Raw genomic sequence first — 21,165 nt, forward strand, 5'->3', positions numbered from 1 at the left:
CCTTATGACGGAAAAACGATCTTGAAAACGTAACTAAAAAGGAAATAAAAAACTACGGATACAACAATGGAATTTATCAAGCTTATAACTATGCGTTTACGTTCCAACATAAACATAGCTACAATTAAATAAATAAAAGATATAATCATGAAATTAAGGTAATTCATCAAATAAGCAAATAAAAAAACTACAACTACAAACAAAACTAAACGAATAATTAGTTGGTTTCTTGTTATTTTTTCAACCTCTACTAGGGTTTTTCCGTCATCATCAATTTCTACTGCATCAGAAGGGTCAGAAGCTGATACTCCCTTTTTCGCAATAAGGAAAGAACAAATGATCATCAAAACTGCTGTTACCCCTGGTAGAAAAACCGCGGAAGCTGGATCTGTGATCTTATGTCCGTCCACAGTAAAACATAAAGCAAGGAAACCAAAGGCTAAAAGAATAAGAAATGGCGGGATTATTCGATTCATTGTCATTTTCATTCATCTCTTTCAATATATAAATTTCTTATAGAATTCCTTTAGTCATCATGCAATAACCATATTGATGGTTGATGGTGACAATCTTTTTAATAGAATAGAATATTTTGCCCTTGTTTGTTATAAAAGTCTTAACCTCTGCTTTTATATCATAAATAAAATGGTAAATGGATAGAAAATGACAGAGGCTTTATCCTCCTACTTTTTATCACTTTTTTTCATTTAGGCTAATAAATTGTTTATTTTATTCTTTCAATATTAAATTCTTCTGGACTTGTTTTCGTTACGCCTGCATCATGTAATAACCAAGTTGTCTTTGATTGCCACTCTTTCCAGAATTTCACCGCATCATCACCGGAAAGATTAAGAGAAACACCATTTGTACGTTTAACGAAATCTAGGAAATCTTTTTCTTGTTGAGCGTTACTAAATGCTTCAATTAATTCTTCTTTGATATTGTCTTGAGTATCATTTTTAACCCAAGCACCATAGAATGGACCCCATGGTAGGAATTTATCCATTTTAGGAATAGTTTCTGTAATTGGTTCAATAGATCCTAAGCCATCTACATCAAGTGGTTCATTGTGAATAAGAGCCAGGATTTTAATTTCCCCAGCTTTTGCACTTTCAAGTGCAGCTGTTAATCCTACTGCAGAGGCATCCAGGTGTTTTCCTAAAACTGCAGTTACCAATGGACCATCGCCATCATATGGTACAAGGTTAAATTCGGCACCAGTTACTTCGGATAACATGGTAGAAACAACGAATGGTTGCCCTCCAGGCCCAGTAGAACCCATTTGGATTTTTCCAGGATTCGCCTTAGCATCATCGATAAGATCAGCTGCTGTTTCGTACTTAGAATCCTTTGGAACAATCAATGCTGACATTGCACCTGAGAAAATATTGATTGGATATAAATCCTCAAAACCTTTGTGAGAAATATCTAATACACCGTATAATGCAGGATTTTCTGCAGCAAATAAAATTGTTCTTCCGTCTGATTTTTGATCAAGTACATATTGCAGAGCAATCGCACCTGTAGCACCTGGTTTGTTCGTTACTACGATTGATTGACCTAATTCTTTTTCAGCCAGAGGGGCGATTGCACGGGAAACTGTGTCAGCCGCTCCACCAGCAGCCCATTGTACTACAGCCGTTACTGTGCCGTCGATTCCTTTAGCAGTTTCCTTTTCTGATCCGCTCTTCTCGGAATCACCAGAACTTTTTCCTGAATCTACACTAGAGCACGCCACAAGCATAGTCATTAAGAAAACGACTAGCAGAGAAAAAAGTGAACGAAATTTCATTATCATATTCCTCCTTTTAAATTAGCAAAATTTTTTTAATGTCTTTTTACGTATTACTAAAAAATCAAATCCTAATCCTCCTCATATTTTAATGATCACCCCCCATTAATTAGACCGATCTAGTAAATAGCTATTAAATTTTAATTTTTTTGAATAGTAAGATCTAGACGTTTATACCAAATTATGTTACTTTAAAAATCAATAACTCCTTCTAGATCAATCTAATCCAAATATGTTGAAAGCGTTGACACAAGTTTACAATAGTTCTATTTTTTTAACAATATGAATTGTCAAATTTTTGTTACAATCCTAAAAATTAGTTCGTTAATTATCATATTGATGGAATTATTTGTAGGATAAAGAGTGGAAGTAGTTTTCCATATTGCTATATTGGATTGGATTCTCATAGATTTGCTTTTTGAATATTCCTATGAAAGGGAGGTAGGATCGATGCGCGTTTTAATTTATTCATTTTTAATTTTTTTATACATCCTATCCCGTTTTGTTGAACATCCACTACTTTCTTTTTCTATAGGGATTTGTGCAACCATTGCGTTAATCATTTCTTTGTTTTACGCGAGGGGGCTATATTTAAAATCTGGACTTATATTTATGATGATTGGCTTTTTTTTATTTTTTCAAAGTCAATTGCCATGGCAAGAGCTTTTCCTTAACTTTGAGGCCATGCTAGGCATGCTGTCATTATTTCTATTTCTGCCGTTTATCAATTCTCTTATACGTGTTGGCCGCTATGACCAAAGTTTAAGTTTATTTTTGCAACAAGGGATTACAAATTTAAGCAAGCTATATACGCGAAGCTTCCTTGTAACGCATTTACTTGGACTATTTTTAAATATTGCAACCATCCCTTTATTAAGTAATTCTTTACATAATTCATTGGAGCAATTACCTAAAAAGACAATTGATAAATTTAAAGCACAGAGTTTATTACGAAGCTATGCCCTATGTCTTTCATGGAGCCCTATGGAAGTTATGGTTAGTATTTCATTGGATATAACACGTACAAATTATATTTATATATTACCTTTAATGCTTCTAATTGTTGTAATCGCAGCCACCGTAGATTTGACCTTAGCTCATTTTAAGTATAAACAAGAGTTAAAAATAGATACGGATGTCAAGAAGATATCGCCCCAAAAGTTCCGTAAAAATGTTACGGAAATGCTCATTTTACTTTTTATCTTTATTATTGGGGTCAATTTACTACAATTTATATTAAATAAAGGCTATTTATTTTCTATTATTCTTTTACTTTTACCTATTTCAATAGTATGGGCACTTGTCATTCGCAGACCCAAACGGTATTTTAAAATTACCATACCTCATTGGATTGAAAGAACAAATAATTTATCCAATTACTTTTTTATGTTTTTATCAGCGGGATTTTTTGTAGGTATGCTTTCAGCATCAGGGCATATGTCATTCCTGCAAACGATATTTAATGCCAACTCAGACAATACTTTACTATTTTTCTTAATGATTGGCGCTTACTTCTTATTTACTGCCCTAATTGGGTTTCATCCATTAGTTTCTATTACACTTATTGCAGAATTATTAGCTCCAATCATACCTTCTATACCTAGTATTTCATTAACACTCGTATTTATCTCTTGCAGTTTAGCAACAATAATATACAGTCCGTATAATGTATCGTTATCGATTTTGGCTGACATCATTAAAGTAAATCCATACAGGGTTGGATTTATGAATATCCTGTATGCGTTATTCTATATGCTGTTAACGATAGGTGTGGCATACTTGATTACCTTGTTTTAATAAAAAGGAAAACAAAACAGTTTTCCTCCCCCGTTTAGCAAAATTTTATTTAGAGGCGATGATTTTTAATGAACACTTCAGAACAAGAAAAGGGAATACGTTCATTGCAAAGAGCAATAGATATCTTAAATTGTTTTACATTGGAAGAAAATGAACTTTCACTTACGGATATTTCCAAAAAAATTAATCTGGCTAAATCAACTGTTATCCGATTACTATACACATTAGAGCTGAATAGCTTAGTTGAAAGGGACCCTGCTACATTTAAATATAAACTTGGAAAGCAGTTGTACTTTTTAGGTAACCTTGCAGGTCGATCGATTGAAATTCGCTCAGTTGCAAAAGCAACGATGGAAAGACTTCGAGATCAAACAAGAGAAACAGTAAACCTTTACGTATTGGATAAAGACAGTAGAATTTGTATTCAACAATTTGAAAGCTTACAGTCTGTTAGACATGCTGTTAGGATTGGGGAAAAACTTCCGCTTACATTAGGTGCGACTGGAAAAGTATTACTAGCTTATCAATCCGATGAATTTATTGAAAAAACATATATCCGTGAGAATCCGAAAAAAAACAAGGAAGATTTGAAAAAAGACCTAGACCAAATTGTTGATGAGAGGTTTGCTAAAAGTATAGATGAACGTGAAGTAGGATCATCAGCAATTGCCACGCCAATATTTGATGTGAATGGCAATGTAATCGCCGCTTTATCAATTTCTGGTCCAACTACAAGATTTAAGGAAGAGGTTATCACCAAACTAAGAAACTTACTTATTGAAGGTGGAATTGAGATTTCTTCCAATCTTGGATATTTGACTGACTGAGATTTAAAACATCTTTTTCCTACTGGTTTAATGTTAGGGGGATTCAAAGTGGATTTTCAACAGCTTCATAATTTCCGGGTATTATCAGAAGTTGAAAATATTACAAAGGCAGCGAAAATACTCTCACTCACGCAATCAGCATTAAGTAAGTCTATTGCACGATTGGAAGAAGATGTAGGTGTACCATTATTTGACCGAAACTCACGAGGAGTAAGTTTAAATGCATATGGTCACATTTTTCTAGAGCATGCAAATCATGCTTTACAAGAAATGGCTGATGCCCAGGAGAAGATTCAAAAAATGGTTGACCCGAATAAAGGGGTGGTTTCATTTGGCTTTATTCCATCATTACGACCAAGTTTTGTTCCTAATTTAATTCAACAATTTTTAAAAGAAACCCCAAATGTAAGATTTCAATTATCCCAAGGGGTGACAGGAGAAATTATTAGTAAATTAGAATCTACTGAAGTGGATATTGTCTTTTGCTCGCCACAAGACAGGGTTGAAAATATAAGTACTATATCCATTATTAATGAAGAACTTTTTTTGGTGGTTCCGAAGAATCATCCATTATCTAATAGTACTTTAGTTAACTTGTACGAAGTAGCCAATGAACCATTCGTACACTATCATAAAGACTTGCCATTAAGACAGGTCATTGATAAATTTTGTCAACAGGCTGGATTCCTTCCGAAGGTGGAGATTGAAGGTTCAGAGGATGAAATTATTTCTGGTCTTGTTGCCGCAAACTGTGGAGTTGCTCTTATCCCATATACGTCTAGCATTGATATGACGAAAGTTTCCATACTTCGTGTTCAGGAACCAAAGTGTAGTAGAGTAATAGAAATGGCGTGGAGATCCAATAGCTATATGTCACCAGCAGTTGAACAATTTAAGAATTTCGTTATAAAAAATATTCCTAATTTCGATAATGGAAAGTCTACATACTCTTAATAAAATTAGTCACTTAAATTTAAAAAATGAATAATCATTTTTGCAAATCTGGAGATAACATTGTCTTCGGATTTTTTGTGTTAGGGAATAAAGAACACATGGATTAAATGAATATTGTTACCAAAGAATTTCATCCCAAAATCTAACAAAATAAAAAGCTAATAAGTCCTATCGTTCATAGCATCCAGTAGTAATATTCATTTTTCATTTGCTATTAACCAAGATAAACTGAAATTAGTAGAGGTTAGAATATTACATATATACAGAATAGTTAATTTTAGGGGGGGCATTATGAAACCTATTAAAAGGCGAAGAAACACTGTAGAGATATTGACTCCGGCAGAAGCTGTTAAGCTAATTCCATCTGGTGTGACCATTGCTTTCCTTGGGGCGGGTGGAGGAATCACTGAACCGACCGCTGTTATTGAGGCATTGGCTAAGCGGTACCAAGAGACAAAGGAACCACGGGATTTAACGTATTATTTTTCGACTGGTCTTGGAAATCGTAATGACCGGGGATTGTCACCACTTGCCCAGCCAGGAATGGTTAAGAGAGTGATAGGAGGACACTGGGATCAATCGCCCCGTCTTGCAGAAATGGCCGCTCAGAATAAAATCGAGGGATATAATTTTCCAATGGGAGTCATGAGTCAATTATTGCGGGCAGCTGCTGCGGGACAACCGGGGATTCTTACACATGTCGGATTAGGTACATATATCGACCCTAGGCAAAGTGGTGGGAGATTAAACGAACGTACAACGGAAGAATTAATTAAGTTGATGAACATAAATGGTCGCGAATGGTTATTTTATCCAACCATTTGCCCTGATGTGGCACTTATTCGTGGGACAACGGCTGATACAGATGGATATATTACGATGGAAGATGAAATCGCTTACTTGGATATTTTGCCAATGGCACAAGCAGTAAAAAATAATGGAGGAATTGTCATAGCACAAGTACAACGATTGGCAAAGGCTCGTACACTTCATCCTAAGGATGTTAAAGTACCCGGATTTCTTGTTGATGCCGTAGTGGTCGTTCCAGAACAGCCCCAATTATACGGTGGTGGAGTTAATCGCTTTATGTCTGGGGATTTTATTGCTGAAACGGGTGAAATTACGATTCCTACTCTGGACCAACGTAAAGTCATTGCACGCCGGGCTCTTTTTGAAATAAAGCCTGGGGATGTAGGGAATGTGGGTGTCGGTATTTCAGATGGTATTGGTGTTATTGCCCAAGAAGAAGGGGTGAGTGAGGATTTTACGTTAACAGTGGAGACAGGACCTATTGGTGGGGTAACTGCACAAGGAATCTTTTTTGGAGCCAGTGTAAACAACAGGGCAGTCATAGATATGGCTTCGCAGTTTGATTTCTATGATGGAGGAGGATTGGATGTCTGTTTCCTTAGCTTTGCGGAAGTCGACGAGGCTGGCAATGTCAACGTATCCCGTTTCAATGGCAAAATTGTTGGGACAGGTGGTTTTATCAACATTACATCTAAAAGTAAGAAGATTATATTTAGTGGCACGCTTACTGCTGGGGGATTAAAAACAGAGATAAATAATGGTAGTGTGCAAATTGTGAAAGAAGGTCGGTTCAAAAAGTTTGTGCCACAAGTAGGCGAAATCACATTTAATGGAAAAGTTGCGATAGAAGAAGAAAAAGAAGTTCTTTATATCACAGAACGTGGGGTATTTAGACTGAAAACCCAAGGGTTGGAATTATGCGAAATTGCTCCAGGAATGGATATTGAACGTGATATTTTTGCACATATGGGCTTTAGACCTCTGATTGCTAATGATTTAAAAGTAATGGATACGCGCTTGTTTTTACCTGAACCAATGGGAATTTTGAATGAATGGTTGGAGAAGTATTGATTATAGGAGTTATATCAGCAGTTATAAATACTTAAGTTAAAGTAGAAAAGAGGAGAAACTATGAATAATCAATTACCATTTCAAGTTGGGGACACAATTTCATATACGAAAACGATTAGCGAATCGGATGTATATTTGTTTGCAGGTATAACGGGAGATTTTAGTCAAATGCATATGAATGAGGAATTCATGAAAAATACTCCATATAAAAAGAGAATTGCCCACGGAGTACTAATATTTGCATTAGGCTCAACGGCCTCTACGCTTATTCAAGTTCAAGCTCGATCAGAAATGCCTAGTGTTTCATATGGTTATGACCGGCTTCGATTTACTAATCCAGTGTTTTTTGGAGATACTTTAACTGCTCACTATACTATTGTAAATATTGATGAGGAAAACTTAAAATCATACGCAAAAGTCGAGGTATACAATCAAAAAGGTGAACTATGTGTAGTAGCTCAACACATTCTAAAATTCTTCATAATTGAAAAATGAGACAGATAGGTAAGTAAGATGGGATGGGGTGATAGGAAGTTATGAAGATTTGTATATTAGGAGCAGGTTCATTAGGGAGCGCAATTGGAGGAACATTAGCAGAAGCTGGAATGGAGGTGATTTTAGTCAATCATCGCCAAGAATATGTCGATGCTATTAATACCAAAGGCCTTATACTTACAGATGGAACGACTGACCGGCTAGTAAAAGCACTGGCCAGACAGAAATGTGATGGAATTGGTCCAGTAGACTTGCTAATTATACTTGTAAAATCATTTCATACAAAGCAAGCCATTGAAAATGCAAAAGGACTCATCGGAGATAAAACAATAGTTATGTCATTGCAAAACGGTCTTGGTAATGAGGAAACCATCGCTGAAGTTATTGGAAAAGAGCGTATCTTAGCAGGAAAAACATATGTAGGTGGTGTTTTGTTAGGACCAGGAAGGGTTCTTACCGGCACCCAAAATAAATACACTTACATTGGGGAACTAGATGGTAGCATTACAGATAGAGTGACTCAAGTTGCAAAATTGTTTTCAAAAGCGGGATTGTTAACAGTAGTAAGTCATAATATCATGGGGATTCTATGGGATAAATTATTAATTAATACTGCTACTGGTGCATTGTCAGGTATTACAAGGCTAACATATGGTTCCTTGTATAAAGTACCTGAAATTAAGGTGTGTGCTTTCAAGGCAATTGCAGAAGGAATCGCTGTAGCAAGGGCTAATGGTATAGTTCTAACAACCGAGGACCCAGAAGAAATTTGGTTGAAAGCTGCTGAAGGATTACCTGCAGATTTCAAGACTTCTACTCTACAAAGCTTAGAAAAAGGGTCGGTTACTGAAATTGATTACATTAATGGTGCGATAGTAAGATTGGGTAAAAAGAGTAATATTCCAACGCCTGTTAATCAATCATTAGTGGCTTCTATTAAGGGGATTGAATTCCAGCTTAAGAACGTTTAAGGGGCTAGTGCATAGTACATTTAGAAGCTACCAAAATATTAGACACTGGTGAAAGATAAGGAGTGAGAAGTGTTGAGTTATAATAATAGATCTTACATTGAGCATACAGCATTTTGTGTAAAAGACATCCAATGGTATATTCGTTTCTTCAAGGAAGCACTTGGTATGCAAGTCGTCAATATGGAAGGAACAGAAGCAAACCCGTATCAGGTTTGGCTACAAGGTGGACTCCAGATAATCTCTGACACTGGTCTTGAAAAATCTAGAGGGCAACTACATCATATTGCAATTACTACAGAGGATTTGGAATCCGTACTCAAAGAGGTTTATACATGGGATGTGTCTGAGTCACCGAAGGGACGTAATTGGGTTCAATTACCTGAAGGACTCGTGCTTGAATTGATACAGGCAAAAAATAATTCCATTGAAAAGCTGCTCAACATAGAAGTCAGTTATAAATAAAGGAGTATTAGATGTGAGTAAAATTCGTTTTGGTATTTTAGGTACTGCAAACATCGCACGAACACAGTTAATCCCAGCTATCTTCCGAGCAAATAATGCAGAAATCATTGCAATTTCAAGCCGTGGAAGTAAAGCCCACGAAATGGCGAAGGAATTCAATATTCCTAGAGCATATGAAGACTATGAAGAACTTCTAAATGACAAGGACGTGGATGCTGTCTATATCCCACTACCAAACCATTTGCATAAAAAATGGGTGATTAAAGCTGCTAAACAAGGAAAACACGTCTTATGCGAAAAACCAGCAGCTTTAACTTCTGAGGAAGCTATTGATATGGTTCAAATATGTCGACAACAAAATGTGAAGTTCATGGAAGGATTTATGTATCAATTTCATCCACAGCATGAACGGGTAAAAGAAATCATCGCTTCAGGGGAGATTGGTGAGGTTAAACTTATTAGAGCAAGTCATACTTACAATATGGAAAATCGTAATACGAATATTCGAATGGGAAAAGAAATGGGTGGAGGTAGTTTATATGATGTTGGCTGTTATGCGATCCACGTAATTAGGAATATCTCACAATCAGAACCAATTAAAGTTCAAGCTCATGCAGAAATAGACCCTGCATCAGGAATTGACCTGTCCGCATACGGATATTTTAATCTAGCAAATGGAATAACGGCACTCTTTGATTGTAGTTTTGATATGGCGCGGAGGCAAGAATATGAAGTGATCGGTACAAAAGGTACGATAAAAGTTCCTTTTGCTTTTCGTCCTGACTTCAATGGTGATGTAGGTATAGTTATAGTTCAAACTGGAGGAGTGATACGCGAAGAAAAAATCCAAGGAGATATTTTTCGCCTAGAAGTAGAACATTTTTCAAATGCTATTTTAATTGATTCCCACCTAATTAATACAGGAGAATCTACTATTTATAATATGCGAGTCCTCGAATCATGCTATAAATCTATTCAAATGGGTACAGTTGTAAAAGTAGGATGAAAAAAGAAATAAAAATAATAAAAATTTACTGACAATTATAAAGGTTTATGGTATCCTAATTTTAACGAGTTCCGTTATAAGGTTATTGAGTTCCATACTGTGGAATTTATAGCCGTTAGATGGGAGTGTTATTACATTTTAGATCTATTGAATACAAATAGACGTAATAATTTTTTACATATTTTAAGGCGACGATCTCGGAGTAATTCTTTTAGATCGATCTAAAATGTAAGCGTTATCCACGAGGACATTAAAGGAAGAGAAGTAATGAATGTAAAACATACTACATTCAGCAAAATGGTTTAGGGGTGATGAATTGAAAGTATTTGTTCTATTAATGGATAAGGTTAATCAACTGCTTAAGTTTCTAATTGGATTTTTACTAGCTGCTTCATTATTAATTTTAACTTGGCAAATCATTTCTCGTGAACTTTTTAACACTCCACTTAGTTGGTCATCAGAACTATTAAGGTATTTTCTAGTTTGGATCACATTTGTCGGAGCTGGACTTGCAATTCGATATGCAAAATTAATCCGTCTTGAGTTTTTATTTTCACTTATTAAATTTCCACCCAAAATCGAAAGAGGAATAAGGGGACTTGCAGCAATCATCACAATGGTGTTTTGTATCATTATCTTAATGTACAGTATGCAAATTCTTGAAATTGTCCATTTACAAAAATCTGCTGCGATGCATTTACCTATGTCTATCTCATATATTGCAATACCATTAGGAAGTTTAATTATGCTATTAAATACAGTGGTAGCTTGGGTTGAAGGAGTATGGGATACGGACGGAGGGGAACAAGTGTAATGGGTCCAATTTTATTATTTGTATCGTTTCTATTATTTTTACTTTTAAGTGTTCCAGTAGCAATCTCTATCGGATTATCGTCTGCTTTCATGGTATTTATGGACGGTACCCCGCCTACCGTTATTATACAAAGGCTATTTACAACTATAGATTCATTTACATTATTAGCTGTTCCCTTCTTTATCCTTGCTGGTGGATTGATGGAAAAAGGGGGAATATCAAAGAGAATAGTAGATTTTTCATATTCGCTCGTTGCATCAATGACAGGCGGTTTAGGAATGGTTTCAGTGTTGGCCTGTATGTTTTTCGCTTCAATCTCTGGCTCAGGTGTTGCAACCGTTGCTGCCATTGGGGCGATTATGATACCTGCGATGGTAGCCAAAGGCTATGATAAAGGATTTGCATCGTCAACTGTTGCTGCCTCGGGAGAGTTGGGAGTCATTATTCCGCCGAGTATACCGCTTATTTTATTTGGGGTTGCTACAGGAGTATCAATCAAGGATTTGTTTTTCGCAGGAATTATTCCTGGAATCATGATTGGACTTACCTTTATGATTCTCGTGTATGTTGTCTCTAGAATAAACAATTACTCTGGCGAAAAAGGCTATACCTGGAAGGAAAAGTTCCTTTCGTTTAAAGATGCAATATTGGCATTATTGATGCCCTTTATCATATTAGGTGGTATCTATAGCGGGTATTTTACACCGACTGAATCCGCAGTCGTAGCCTGTGTATATGCATTGATTATTGGTTTATTTGTATACAAAGAACTAAAATGGAAGGAACTCCCAAAAATATTCTATGAAGCTGCATTAACAAGTTCAGTAATCTTAGTGATTATTGCTACTGCCGGGCTTTTCGGATGGATCCTTACTAGTGATGGTGTACCACAGGCAGTTGCTACTTGGTTTAGTGGGGTTTCAAATAACCCAATTATTTTCTTGCTAATTATAAATTTACTGTTATTTATAGTAGGAATGTTCTTCGATTCTGGAGCGGCTATACTAATACTTGCACCGATCCTAACTCCAGTGGCAATATCATATGGGATCGATCCAGTTCACTTTGGAATTGTGATGATCGTTAACTTAGCAATGGGAATGATTACACCACCATTCGGGGTAAACCTATTTATGGTAAGCCAGGTTGCGAATATAAAAATAGAGCAATTATTAAAATACTCAGCACTTTTCATTACTGTGATGATTGCCAATATATTTATCCTAAGTTATATCCCAAGCATATCAATGTGGATACCTGAATTATTTAAATAATATCGAAAATGTTGAATTAGATTTTGAAGGTAATAATCTTCGAATCTTTCAAAATAAAACAAAGGGGTGTCAAGGTATGAAGAAGTTCATGTACGCAATTTGTTTTTTGCTTGTGCTGGCTTTAGCCGCATGTAGCACAGATTCATCAGCTCCCAATTCTGAAAAACCGAGTGATGGGAAAAAGGAAGAAACAACAGGAAAAGTTACAGTTATGAAAATTGGCTCTACAGATAAACCAGACGTTGCGATGGGGAAGGCAATGTTTAAATTTAAGGAACTTGTAGAGGCGGAAACGAATGGCTCCATCACTGTTGAAGTTTTTCCAGATAGTCAATTGGGTGGAGAGCGTGACATCATTGAAGGTATTCAACTAGGTACGATTCATGGTGGACCTGTGGGAGCAGCAGTAACTGCTAACTTCTCACCTCGTTTCAATCTATGGTCCTTACCATTTGTGTTCCCGGATAGAGAAACATCTCATGAAATTCTCGATGGTCCTATTGGGCAAGAAGTTTTAGCTGATCTTGAGGATATTGGGATTATTGGTTTCAGTTTCTGGGAAAGTGGTATTCGGAATCTAACAAATAACACTCATGAGATCAAGAAGCCTTCGGAGCTTGATGGTTTAAAAATCAGAACATTGGAAAACCAAATACAGTTAGATGTATGGACAGAACTTGGTGCAGTTCCAACACCTATGGCATTCCCTGAATTATTTACATCCTTGCAACAAGGTATTGTTGACGGGCAAGAAAATCCATTTAGTGTAATCGCCGAGGCTAATTTCAACGAGGTACAAAAATATATTACCGAAACACAACATTTAATCGGCGTAAACCCATTCATGGTTAACAAAAAATGGTTTGAAGGCTTGACAGAAGACGAGCAGGCTGCAATTAAAAAAGCAGCTAACGAAGCGAGAGATTTCCAACGTGAGGAAAAAGCGAAGGAAGATGCAAAATACAAAGAAGAACTTAAGAACAGGGGTATGGTCATTACTGAGCTAACTCAAGAAGAAAGACAAGTTTGGGCAGACAAAGTAACACCTGTGTATGAAAAACATAAAAAAGAAATCGGTGAAGAGTTAGTTGATAAACTGCTTGAAGCAGCTAAAAAATAACACTATTTACGGGTCCAGATCCTTACTTGGACCCGTTTTTAATAAAAAAATATAGGCAATCATTCAATATATCAAATTTAAACTAGTCCTCATCTGGGGAATTGGAGGAGAAAATTTGGAGAACGGTAGAGTTAGATGGGGAATATTAGGAGCTGCCTGGATAGCAAAAGAACGATTGATACCGGCAATTAAGGGCGCAAATAATTCTCGACTACTTGCGATTGCAAGTAGAAGTGAGGAGAAGGCTAGAGAATTTGCGAAAACCTATTCTATTCCACGTACATATAAAAGCTACGAGGAACTTCTAAAGGATCCTGATATAGACGCGGTCTATATTCCCTTACCTAATCATTTACATAAAATATGGACGATCCGAGCGGCGGAAGCGGGTAAGCATGTCTTATGTGAAAAACCTGCTGCACTTACTATCGAAGAAATTGAAGAAATGGTATTTACCTGCCGTAAGAATAAAGTTGTATTTATGGAAGCTTTCGCATTCCGCCATCATCCGGAGTGGTATCGTTTGAGGAAATTAATTGATTCAGGTCAAATTGGAGATGTACAAAACGTTCAAGTCCGTTTTTCGATCTCAGTAGACAATAAGGATGATATTCGGTTGAATCCATCACTTGGCGGCGGTGTGCTTTATGATATTGGTTCTTATTGTGTTAATGGAATTAGGTATATTATGGGCAATGAACCGTTAGAAGTACAGGCATTTGCCAATTATGATGTCAATGAAGTCGATTTATCTGTTATTGCTTCCATGAGGTTTCCGAAAGGGAGGCTCGCTCAATTTGCTTGCACATTTCAGAGTGACTATAACCAGTCATTAGAGATTTCTGGAACGGAAGGTATCATTAAAATTAATTTCCCTTTTCGACATCCACAAATAACGATTCAAAAGAACGGAAAAGAAGAAACAGAGGTTTATAAAAATCCAGTGAACAGCTATATTTCTCAAGTTGAACATATTTCGCATTGTATTCTCGCGGGGAAATCACCTTCATTTAGCCCCGAAGAGTCCATTGCTAATCTAAAGGTAATTCAGTCGATTTATGACTGTATAAAACGGTAGTAACAAAAAGTCGGTATTGGAGGGGAATAAGATGTTGGAATTATATGTGAAAAAACCATTTGAAATTGAGTTAAGAGAAGTAGAATCATTAGATACCCCAAAAAAGGATGAAGTGAAAATTCGAGTAAGCTACGGTGGGATTTGTGGGTCTGATCTAAGTTTACTACAAGGTAAATTTGCACACGGAAAGTATCCAGTGAGGCCAGGTCATGAACTAGTTGGAACAATTATTGAATGTGGAGAGCAATCAGATTATAAAGTGGGAACCCGAGTCGTTATTTTACCCAACACATATTGTGGAGAGTGTGATATGTGTCAGAACGGGCGGACGAATATTTGCCGTAATAAAAAATCATTAGGAATTAATATGGATGGTGGCTTTTCTGAGGAATTTGTCATTTCAACTAAGCTTATCCTACCAATCCCAGATGATCTGCCTGACGAAAAGGCGGTGTTAATTGAGCCGTTTGCCGTGGTAGTTAGTGGATTTAAAAAGGTTTCAATCAAAAAGGGGCACAATGTCGCGGTTGTTGGTAGTGGAACTATAGGCATGCTAGCCGTTGCATTGGCTACCCATTTAGGTGCAAATGTGACCGCTATAGATATAAATCAGAAAAAGCTTGAGATCGTCAAAAAAATTGGTGATATTCGAACCATCTTTCCGGAGGAGATTACAGATGATGATAAGTTTGATATTGTCATTGAAGCAGCAGGAATAAAAGCTTCTGTTGAGCATGCTTTCCAATTATTAAAACCAGGTGGGGCTATGTTGGCCATTGGTATGGCACCAGAAGTAAATATTCCTTTTACACAGCTTGTCCGAAACGATCAATCGATCCACGGATCAATTATTTACAACTTTCCGGATGATTATTTGAAAACGATTGATTATTTGAGGAACCCTGATTTAAATGTTGATCCGATCGTATCAAAAGTTGTTCCTTTGGTAGGCTATCAACAAGCATACGATAGTGCGTTATCGGGAGACTTTGGGAAGATTCTCTTGAAGTTTTTATGAACTTTGGTTTAAGGAAGGGAGGGAAAATAGTGAAAACTGTTACAGTAGCTTTAATCGGTGCAGGTTATGCTGCTCATCTACATGGAAGAGGATATTCAAAAGTTAGCGGTGTAAATGTGAGGCTTAAAACAATCGTTGATTTAGATACAAAAAGGGCTGAAGACGTAGCGAAAACCTATGGATTTGAGAAGATTTCTACAGACTTTATGGAAGTAATACATGATGAAGAAATTGATGTCATTGATATTGTAACTCCTCCTCATCTACACTTAAAGTTTGCGTTAGAAGCATTAAAAGCAGGTAAGCACGTCATTTGTGAAAAACCGTTAACGGGTTATTTCGGTGAAGAAGGAGACGAAAAGCCGATTGGACTTAATGTTTCCAAGGCAAAAATGTATAAAACCATTATTAATGAAATCGAAGAAGCAAAAAAGATCATTGCTTCAAGTAACAAATTGTTTATGTACGCGGAAAACTATATCTATTCACCTAACGTTTTAAAGGCTGCTGAAATCATCAGAAGTAAAAAGAGTAAATTATTGTTTATGAAAGGTGAAGAAAGTATCAGGGGATCTAGTTCAGCATTAGCAGGTATGTGGGATAAGTCCGGTGGCGGGGCATTGATGCGGCTAGGTTGTCACCCTGTTTCTGGGGTGCTTTGGCTAAAGCAAGTAGAAGCGGAAGCGCGAAATGAAAAAATTTCTGTAGTAAGTGTAACAGCGGATACAGGTAATATCATTACATCTTTATCTGATTATGATAAACGGCATCTTACTAGTAAGCCGATAGATGTAGAGGATTTCGCCAATATAACCATTACTTTTTCAGATGGAACAAAAGCTGTAGTCATGTCAAGTGATCATGTATTAGGCGGGACAAAGAATTATATTGAGGTATACGCTAATGATGGAGTGTTACTGTGCAATATAACCCCAACTAATAATATGCAAACCTATTTTCCAGATCAGGAAGGCTTAGACAATGTCTACATTTCGGAGATGTTAGAACTGAAAATGGGTTGGAATAACGTGTTTATCGCTGAAGAAATCCTTAGAGGCTACACCAATGAACTGCAAGACTTTATGGAGTGTATTGTAACAAACAGACAACCTCTATCAGGCATCGATATAGCTGAAGAAACAATCCGTGTTATTTATGCCGCCTATCTATCTGCAAGTCAGGCCAAAAGGGTTCATTTGAAGTAGAGGGGAGATTGATTATTTATAGGAGTAGGGGCAATTTCATATTGTCAAGCAGAGGCATTAATTAAAGATTTCAAAACGAACATGTTAATTTGTAAGTGGACATTTAAATCAAGCCTAAATACAAAAGAGTGTTGTATTTAGGCTTTACTCTTGGCACTATTGAGCTAAATAACATCAGAAAGCCCCAAGCCTCTTGACCTTGGGGCTTTCTTTCAGGATTACTAGAAAGAAGGAGGACAAAATCCATCTCTAATATCTCAACACTTTACAAAACTATTATAAGAGAACAGAATGCACAAAAATTATAAGTCTTACTAGTTTTTTTGATAATGACGGACTCCATCTTCATCCATTTTCCAATGGGAAAACCAGCCTTCCCATAATTCCCACACTTCCGACACAATAAAGTTATGGGCCCTATCCTTTGTTTGAGTATATTTGTACATCGGAATACCATTTTCATCGGACCAGGTGTAAGTTGTATAACGATCTTTTGTCGTTAATACGGCATCATCGAAGCCTCCTAGATCGTTTCTATTGAGCCAGTATTCTATTGTATTTTTAGTTTGACCATTTTTAGTGAAATCCCAGTTCCATAGGTCATATTCACCAAAGAATAGGTATGCCGGCATTTTGTCAGCCTTTCCTTCGAGGGATCTTAAAAGAGGTCCGGAGGTAGAACCGACCGCCGCAAAGTATTCCGGCATTACAGCAGTAGCATAGTTAGTGAACATGGAGCCTAAAGACTGGCCAGTTAGATAACGCTTCCCAGGATCTACATTATAATCTTTATCAATTTGTTTAATGACTTCTTCAAGGAATACGAAGTCATCTTGCTTATCCGTTGCATAGTTGACATTCCAAGTCACTTCAGTAGAGGAACTGTATTGCTCACTTGGCATTACAAGCATGAATCCATGTTTGTCTGCCACCTCCCACCAATGACTTGCATCAAAGAATACTCTCGCGGTTTGGGTATTTCCTGCAAGGACGAAGACTGCAGGGATATTTTCTTTAGGAGCGGATTTAGGTACGTATACCAAATACTCCCTTTTATAACCATTTAGGTCCATTTCCTTGACTTCTACACCCATTGCCTCATAATCGGGCCTAACTCCAAGAACATTACCGTTAACAGAAGTACTGTCATAGCGTGTATAATATGATAGGAAATCATAGACTTTCTTTGTGAAACCTATACTATATACCCCATTTCCTCCTTTTTCAAAGACTGCCACTTGGGAGCGGACATCACTATAAGACGTTACAATACTTTCTGAATCTTCTTTTTGTATAAATACTGTACTGCCCATCGGACCATTTGCAGAGATTTTACCAATAGGAACGGTGTCATTAGCTTTTTTCCAATACTCAACAACGTTTTTTACAGAATTCAAATCATTGTTTACAATCCATGTTGGTATAGGGATTTCGCTGTAAGAGATGTTTTTATTCTCAGTGAATGTTTTTGAACCTGTACGATTTATAAAATCCGGATTCAAATCTTTCGTTTGAATAAATGTAGAACCAATTACAAATAATGGATTTTCCATTGCCCAAGCCTGAAGTGCTGTACCGCCATCTCCATAACCTGCAAGATAGAAGAGACCAAAGGTATTGTAATATGTAGTATCCCTGATCACTTTGAAAGCTTCGTTGATATAGGCAAGTTCTTCTTCAACAGTTCCCCAACCACCTGTTCCAGGCTCAAGAATAAACAAACCTTCCGATTGTTTATCGGCAATGTCCAACCAACCAGTCTTCTTTAGAAACTCTTCTGTTGACATGCCACCCGGAGTAGCAATTACAGTGAAGTAATCACGTACAGTAGTATCCGGTGCTACGTAAATCTTTACTGAACGTGTATTCTCACCAACAGTGACATTACGGGTGTAATAACCTGTCAAGGGTAATTTGTTCCCCTTAGTGATGTCAATTACGGGTTTTTTCATGCCATCTAGCGGAATCGCTTTTAATCGGTCTACGCCTGAATCTTTATTAGATGCTGCCGAAACCGGTAATATTGTACTCATTAGCATTAGTAAAGTAACAATCAAAGAAAATACTATTCTACTTTTCATTCCATTACACCCCCGGCATTTTAATGTTAAACATCTTCAATTTGATTACAACTACTGCTCTTTTTAACATTTAGGTATTTAATTGAAGGGAAGCATTTTGCAGTTGCGAAAAACAAACTCTACTTTTGCTTCACCCATTCTCGACCCGTTAATTTTATTTCTTTTCTACCGTAAAAGTATAAGTACTAGTTGTAACTTTGTCCGGTGCAATAATATCAATTTTAATTACTGTACCGTTAGAAACCGGGATGGAGGTCTTCGATTGATAATCTACCTTTTTCCCGTTAATCCTAATTGACTTTACCTGGGTAGACATGGTTGTTGGTATGATCGTGATGTTTTTATTAGATTTTGGTACTTCAATTGTGTAATCATATGACCATGGATTAAACTTGTTCTGTAATGAGTTGTTTACGGTTATTGTGTTTCCAGCCCATGAGAAAGAACTAGGTTCTGCCCACTGGACTGTCTTTCCTACAAGTTCTCCACCTTCAATTTCAATATTGGAGAGTACGGAATATTTCAAAAATCCGTCCTTGCCATTATAGTTGAAAGGTGAAGAAGTCAGGTATTCTGTATTATCACCCTTAATTCCAGGAAGTTTGATCGCAATCCAATTGGTGCCATCCTTCCACATATCTCCGATTATTGTTGTTCTGCTGTTAGGAGCATCATTATTTCCACGCAATGTAGGAGTTGTACCTTCTTCTCCTTTATCAATTACTTGTTGCACAGCTGCTTCGTATATTCCTAGATGGCTAGCCTCAAGTGCGGATTCATCATGACCTGTGAAAATTTGAGTAATCTTTCCAGAGTCCTTTTTGAAATTAGAATACGTTTGTTGGACTAGAGATAGAAAAAGATCTGTCCGAATTCCCATTACAGCCACGTTGTCTGCAGAGCCAGCTCGTGTACACCCGTATATGTCCGATGCGAATATAAAGCCATTGTCCTTATCCTGAAGGATAACATCACTATGGTCATGTCCTGGTAAGGCATATACGTGAAGTTTGCTGCCACCTATATCAATAATATCGCCTTCTTCAATATTTTTAACCATAGCTTGATGTTCTGGATTGTTTAGGACAGAGGCAATAGGAGCCCATCCACGCTCGTTCACATAAATGTCGTGGTTATCCGCAAAATTTGGTGCCTGGGCCATGTGGTCGCTATGGGAGTGCCCGATGATTACTGAATAAGGTTTTTTAGAGATGTTTTCATCGATATACTCCTTTAGGTTTTTTGCATTGGCTCTAGTCTGTAATGCATCGAATAGGATCCCCTTTTCTTGTCCTTCAATATACCAAGCCATTGGACGGACGGATTCTGAATCGTTATAGAGTTGATATACTGCAGGACTGGTACTTGTTTTTTCCTTGATAAGTTTGTGCTGGAAATCATCAATTACCGGACGATAAAGCTGCCAAGTAAAGGTTTGAACAGGGCTTGTTACCATCCCGTCCTTTACTGCGATAGCCTTATAAATCACTTTTCGTTCGGGGAGTTGACTATTATTCAGCATTTCATTGATATGTCCCGTAGTTTCAACGGTGTATATTTTACTGGATGTCGTTGGTTCTGACCCATCTGTCGTATAGTAAATGGTAGCGCCAGGTGTTGGGGTATACAGTTTGATATATCGTCTCGGTGCAACGGCGTTCTGCTTTGGCAGGGCTTGGACTGGAGTAACCATCTTGCTGGTTATATTATTGAATATCTTTTCTACTTCGGATGTTTTAATAGGTTCATTAGGCGAAAACAGGTTAGGTGTTCTACCAGACATAAATCCCCATTCTACAAGTGTATTCACACTACCTCTGGCATCAGGTCTAATACTTTCGTAATCTGAAAACTTAGCAGCATTATCCGACTCAGTAATTTTAAACACATTTGCTAGTATGACTGCTGCGTCCTGTCGGGAGATTTCGCTGTTAGGATTGAAGTTACCCTCAGAGTCGGGACTTATGATTCCTTCCTCGTAAGCAGCTTCAATTTCTTTACCATATTTATCTGTCGTTTTCACATCGTTAAATTGCTGAAGTGGAGCCTTCCATATATCATTGTAATCACTTGGATGTGGCCAGACGAAATAGTTGGAAATCTTTGAGATAAATTCAGCTTTACTAATGAAGTTTCCTTTGGGTCCATTTTTATTTTCAATTTGTGTGGATGCATAAAGAGTGCTTGGAAATAGCATTATAGCTATCAATAATATTAAGAAANNAGACTGTGCCTCCTCATTTTTATGTCCTGATCGACGACTTTGACTTTTCATTATAAGATCATGACCGTTGCAATTTGTTCAACCAAATAAAGCGTATTCAACAAACAAAAACACTAAAATGGAACTTCACTTATATAAACCTAAATCTATATCCCCTCCTTAATTC

At 37.0% G+C, this 21,165-nt stretch carries 18 protein-coding genes; 14 read left to right on the forward strand and 4 right to left on the reverse strand.

Annotated elements, in window-relative coordinates; all coding sequences use genetic code 11:
- Nucleotides 1-2: 2 nt before the first annotated feature.
- Nucleotides 3-482 (reverse strand): tripartite tricarboxylate transporter TctB family protein, encoded by a 480-nt coding sequence (locus tag V7147_RS11130; protein WP_335367922.1) that lies wholly within the window; start codon nt 480-482, stop codon nt 3-5.
- A gap of 242 nt (nt 483-724) precedes the next feature.
- Nucleotides 725-1,792, reverse strand: coding sequence for a tripartite tricarboxylate transporter substrate binding protein (locus V7147_RS11135; RefSeq protein WP_335367923.1), 1,068 nt, complete (start codon nt 1,790-1,792; stop codon nt 725-727).
- 450 nt (nt 1,793-2,242) lie between these two features.
- On the opposite strand from V7147_RS11135, the gene V7147_RS11140 reads away from it, so the two are divergent.
- The 14 genes from V7147_RS11140 (at nt 2,243) to V7147_RS11205 (ending at nt 16,694) form a co-directional block, all read left to right on the forward strand.
- The gene (locus tag V7147_RS11140) at nt 2,243-3,589 is read left to right on the forward strand and encodes a hypothetical protein (protein ID WP_335367924.1); all 1,347 of its coding nucleotides are present in this window, start codon (nt 2,243-2,245) and stop codon (nt 3,587-3,589) included.
- Between the two features lie 68 nt (nt 3,590-3,657).
- A complete protein-coding gene (locus V7147_RS11145; RefSeq protein WP_335367925.1) occupies nt 3,658-4,416 on the forward strand; it encodes an IclR family transcriptional regulator in 759 nt (252 codons plus the stop codon).
- Nucleotides 4,417-4,464: 48 nt separating this feature from the next.
- The gene (locus V7147_RS11150; RefSeq protein ID WP_335367926.1) at nt 4,465-5,370 is read left to right on the forward strand and encodes a LysR family transcriptional regulator; all 906 of its coding nucleotides are present in this window, start codon (nt 4,465-4,467) and stop codon (nt 5,368-5,370) included.
- Nucleotides 5,371-5,661: 291 nt separating this feature from the next.
- Nucleotides 5,662-7,251: an acyl CoA:acetate/3-ketoacid CoA transferase gene (locus V7147_RS11155; protein ID WP_335367927.1), complete on the forward strand. Its 1,590-nt coding sequence runs from the start codon at nt 5,662-5,664 to the stop codon at nt 7,249-7,251.
- 60 nt (nt 7,252-7,311) lie between these two features.
- Complete coding sequence (locus V7147_RS11160) at nt 7,312-7,746, forward strand: MaoC family dehydratase (RefSeq protein WP_335367928.1); 435 nt, start codon at nt 7,312-7,314, stop codon at nt 7,744-7,746.
- A 41-nt stretch (nt 7,747-7,787) separates the two neighbouring features.
- On the forward strand, nt 7,788-8,717 hold the full coding sequence (locus V7147_RS11165; RefSeq protein WP_335367929.1) for a ketopantoate reductase family protein: 930 nt from the start codon (nt 7,788-7,790) through the stop codon (nt 8,715-8,717).
- 72 nt (nt 8,718-8,789) lie between these two features.
- Nucleotides 8,790-9,179 carry a VOC family protein gene (locus V7147_RS11170; RefSeq protein WP_335367930.1) on the forward strand — a complete coding sequence of 130 codons (390 nt, stop codon included), beginning with the start codon at nt 8,790-8,792 and terminating at the stop codon, nt 9,177-9,179.
- 13 nt (nt 9,180-9,192) lie between these two features.
- A complete protein-coding gene (locus V7147_RS11175; RefSeq protein WP_335367931.1) occupies nt 9,193-10,185 on the forward strand; it encodes a Gfo/Idh/MocA family protein in 993 nt (330 codons plus the stop codon).
- A 316-nt stretch (nt 10,186-10,501) separates the two neighbouring features.
- Complete coding sequence (locus V7147_RS11180) at nt 10,502-10,999, forward strand: TRAP transporter small permease (protein ID WP_335367932.1); 498 nt, start codon at nt 10,502-10,504, stop codon at nt 10,997-10,999.
- Nucleotides 10,999-12,273: a TRAP transporter large permease gene (locus V7147_RS11185; protein WP_335367933.1), complete on the forward strand. Its 1,275-nt coding sequence runs from the start codon at nt 10,999-11,001 to the stop codon at nt 12,271-12,273. The genes V7147_RS11180 and V7147_RS11185 overlap by 1 nt, the downstream gene beginning before the upstream one ends.
- Nucleotides 12,274-12,349: 76 nt before the next feature.
- On the forward strand, nt 12,350-13,393 hold the full coding sequence (gene dctP, locus V7147_RS11190) for a TRAP transporter substrate-binding protein (RefSeq protein ID WP_335367934.1): 1,044 nt from the start codon (nt 12,350-12,352) through the stop codon (nt 13,391-13,393).
- Between the two features lie 115 nt (nt 13,394-13,508).
- Nucleotides 13,509-14,471 (forward strand): Gfo/Idh/MocA family protein, encoded by a 963-nt coding sequence (locus V7147_RS11195; RefSeq protein ID WP_335367935.1) that lies wholly within the window; start codon nt 13,509-13,511, stop codon nt 14,469-14,471.
- 31 nt (nt 14,472-14,502) lie between these two features.
- Nucleotides 14,503-15,489: a zinc-dependent alcohol dehydrogenase gene (locus tag V7147_RS11200; RefSeq protein WP_335367936.1), complete on the forward strand. Its 987-nt coding sequence runs from the start codon at nt 14,503-14,505 to the stop codon at nt 15,487-15,489.
- Between the two features lie 29 nt (nt 15,490-15,518).
- Nucleotides 15,519-16,694, forward strand: coding sequence for a Gfo/Idh/MocA family protein (locus V7147_RS11205; RefSeq protein ID WP_335367937.1), 1,176 nt, complete (start codon nt 15,519-15,521; stop codon nt 16,692-16,694).
- A gap of 314 nt (nt 16,695-17,008) precedes the next feature.
- Here the strand turns inward: V7147_RS11205 and V7147_RS11210 are convergent, their stop codons facing one another.
- On the reverse strand, nt 17,009-18,775 hold the full coding sequence (locus tag V7147_RS11210) for an alpha/beta hydrolase family esterase (protein WP_335367938.1): 1,767 nt from the start codon (nt 18,773-18,775) through the stop codon (nt 17,009-17,011).
- 154 nt (nt 18,776-18,929) lie between these two features.
- Nucleotides 18,930-20,972, reverse strand: coding sequence for an S-layer homology domain-containing protein (locus V7147_RS11215; protein WP_335367939.1), 2,043 nt, complete (start codon nt 20,970-20,972; stop codon nt 18,930-18,932).
- Between the last annotated feature and the right edge of the window lie 193 nt (nt 20,973-21,165).

Origin of the sequence: Bacillus sp. JJ1521 (assembly GCF_036965165.1) — a bacterium.
GTDB lineage: Bacteria > Bacillota > Bacilli > Bacillales > Bacillaceae_L > Ferdinandcohnia.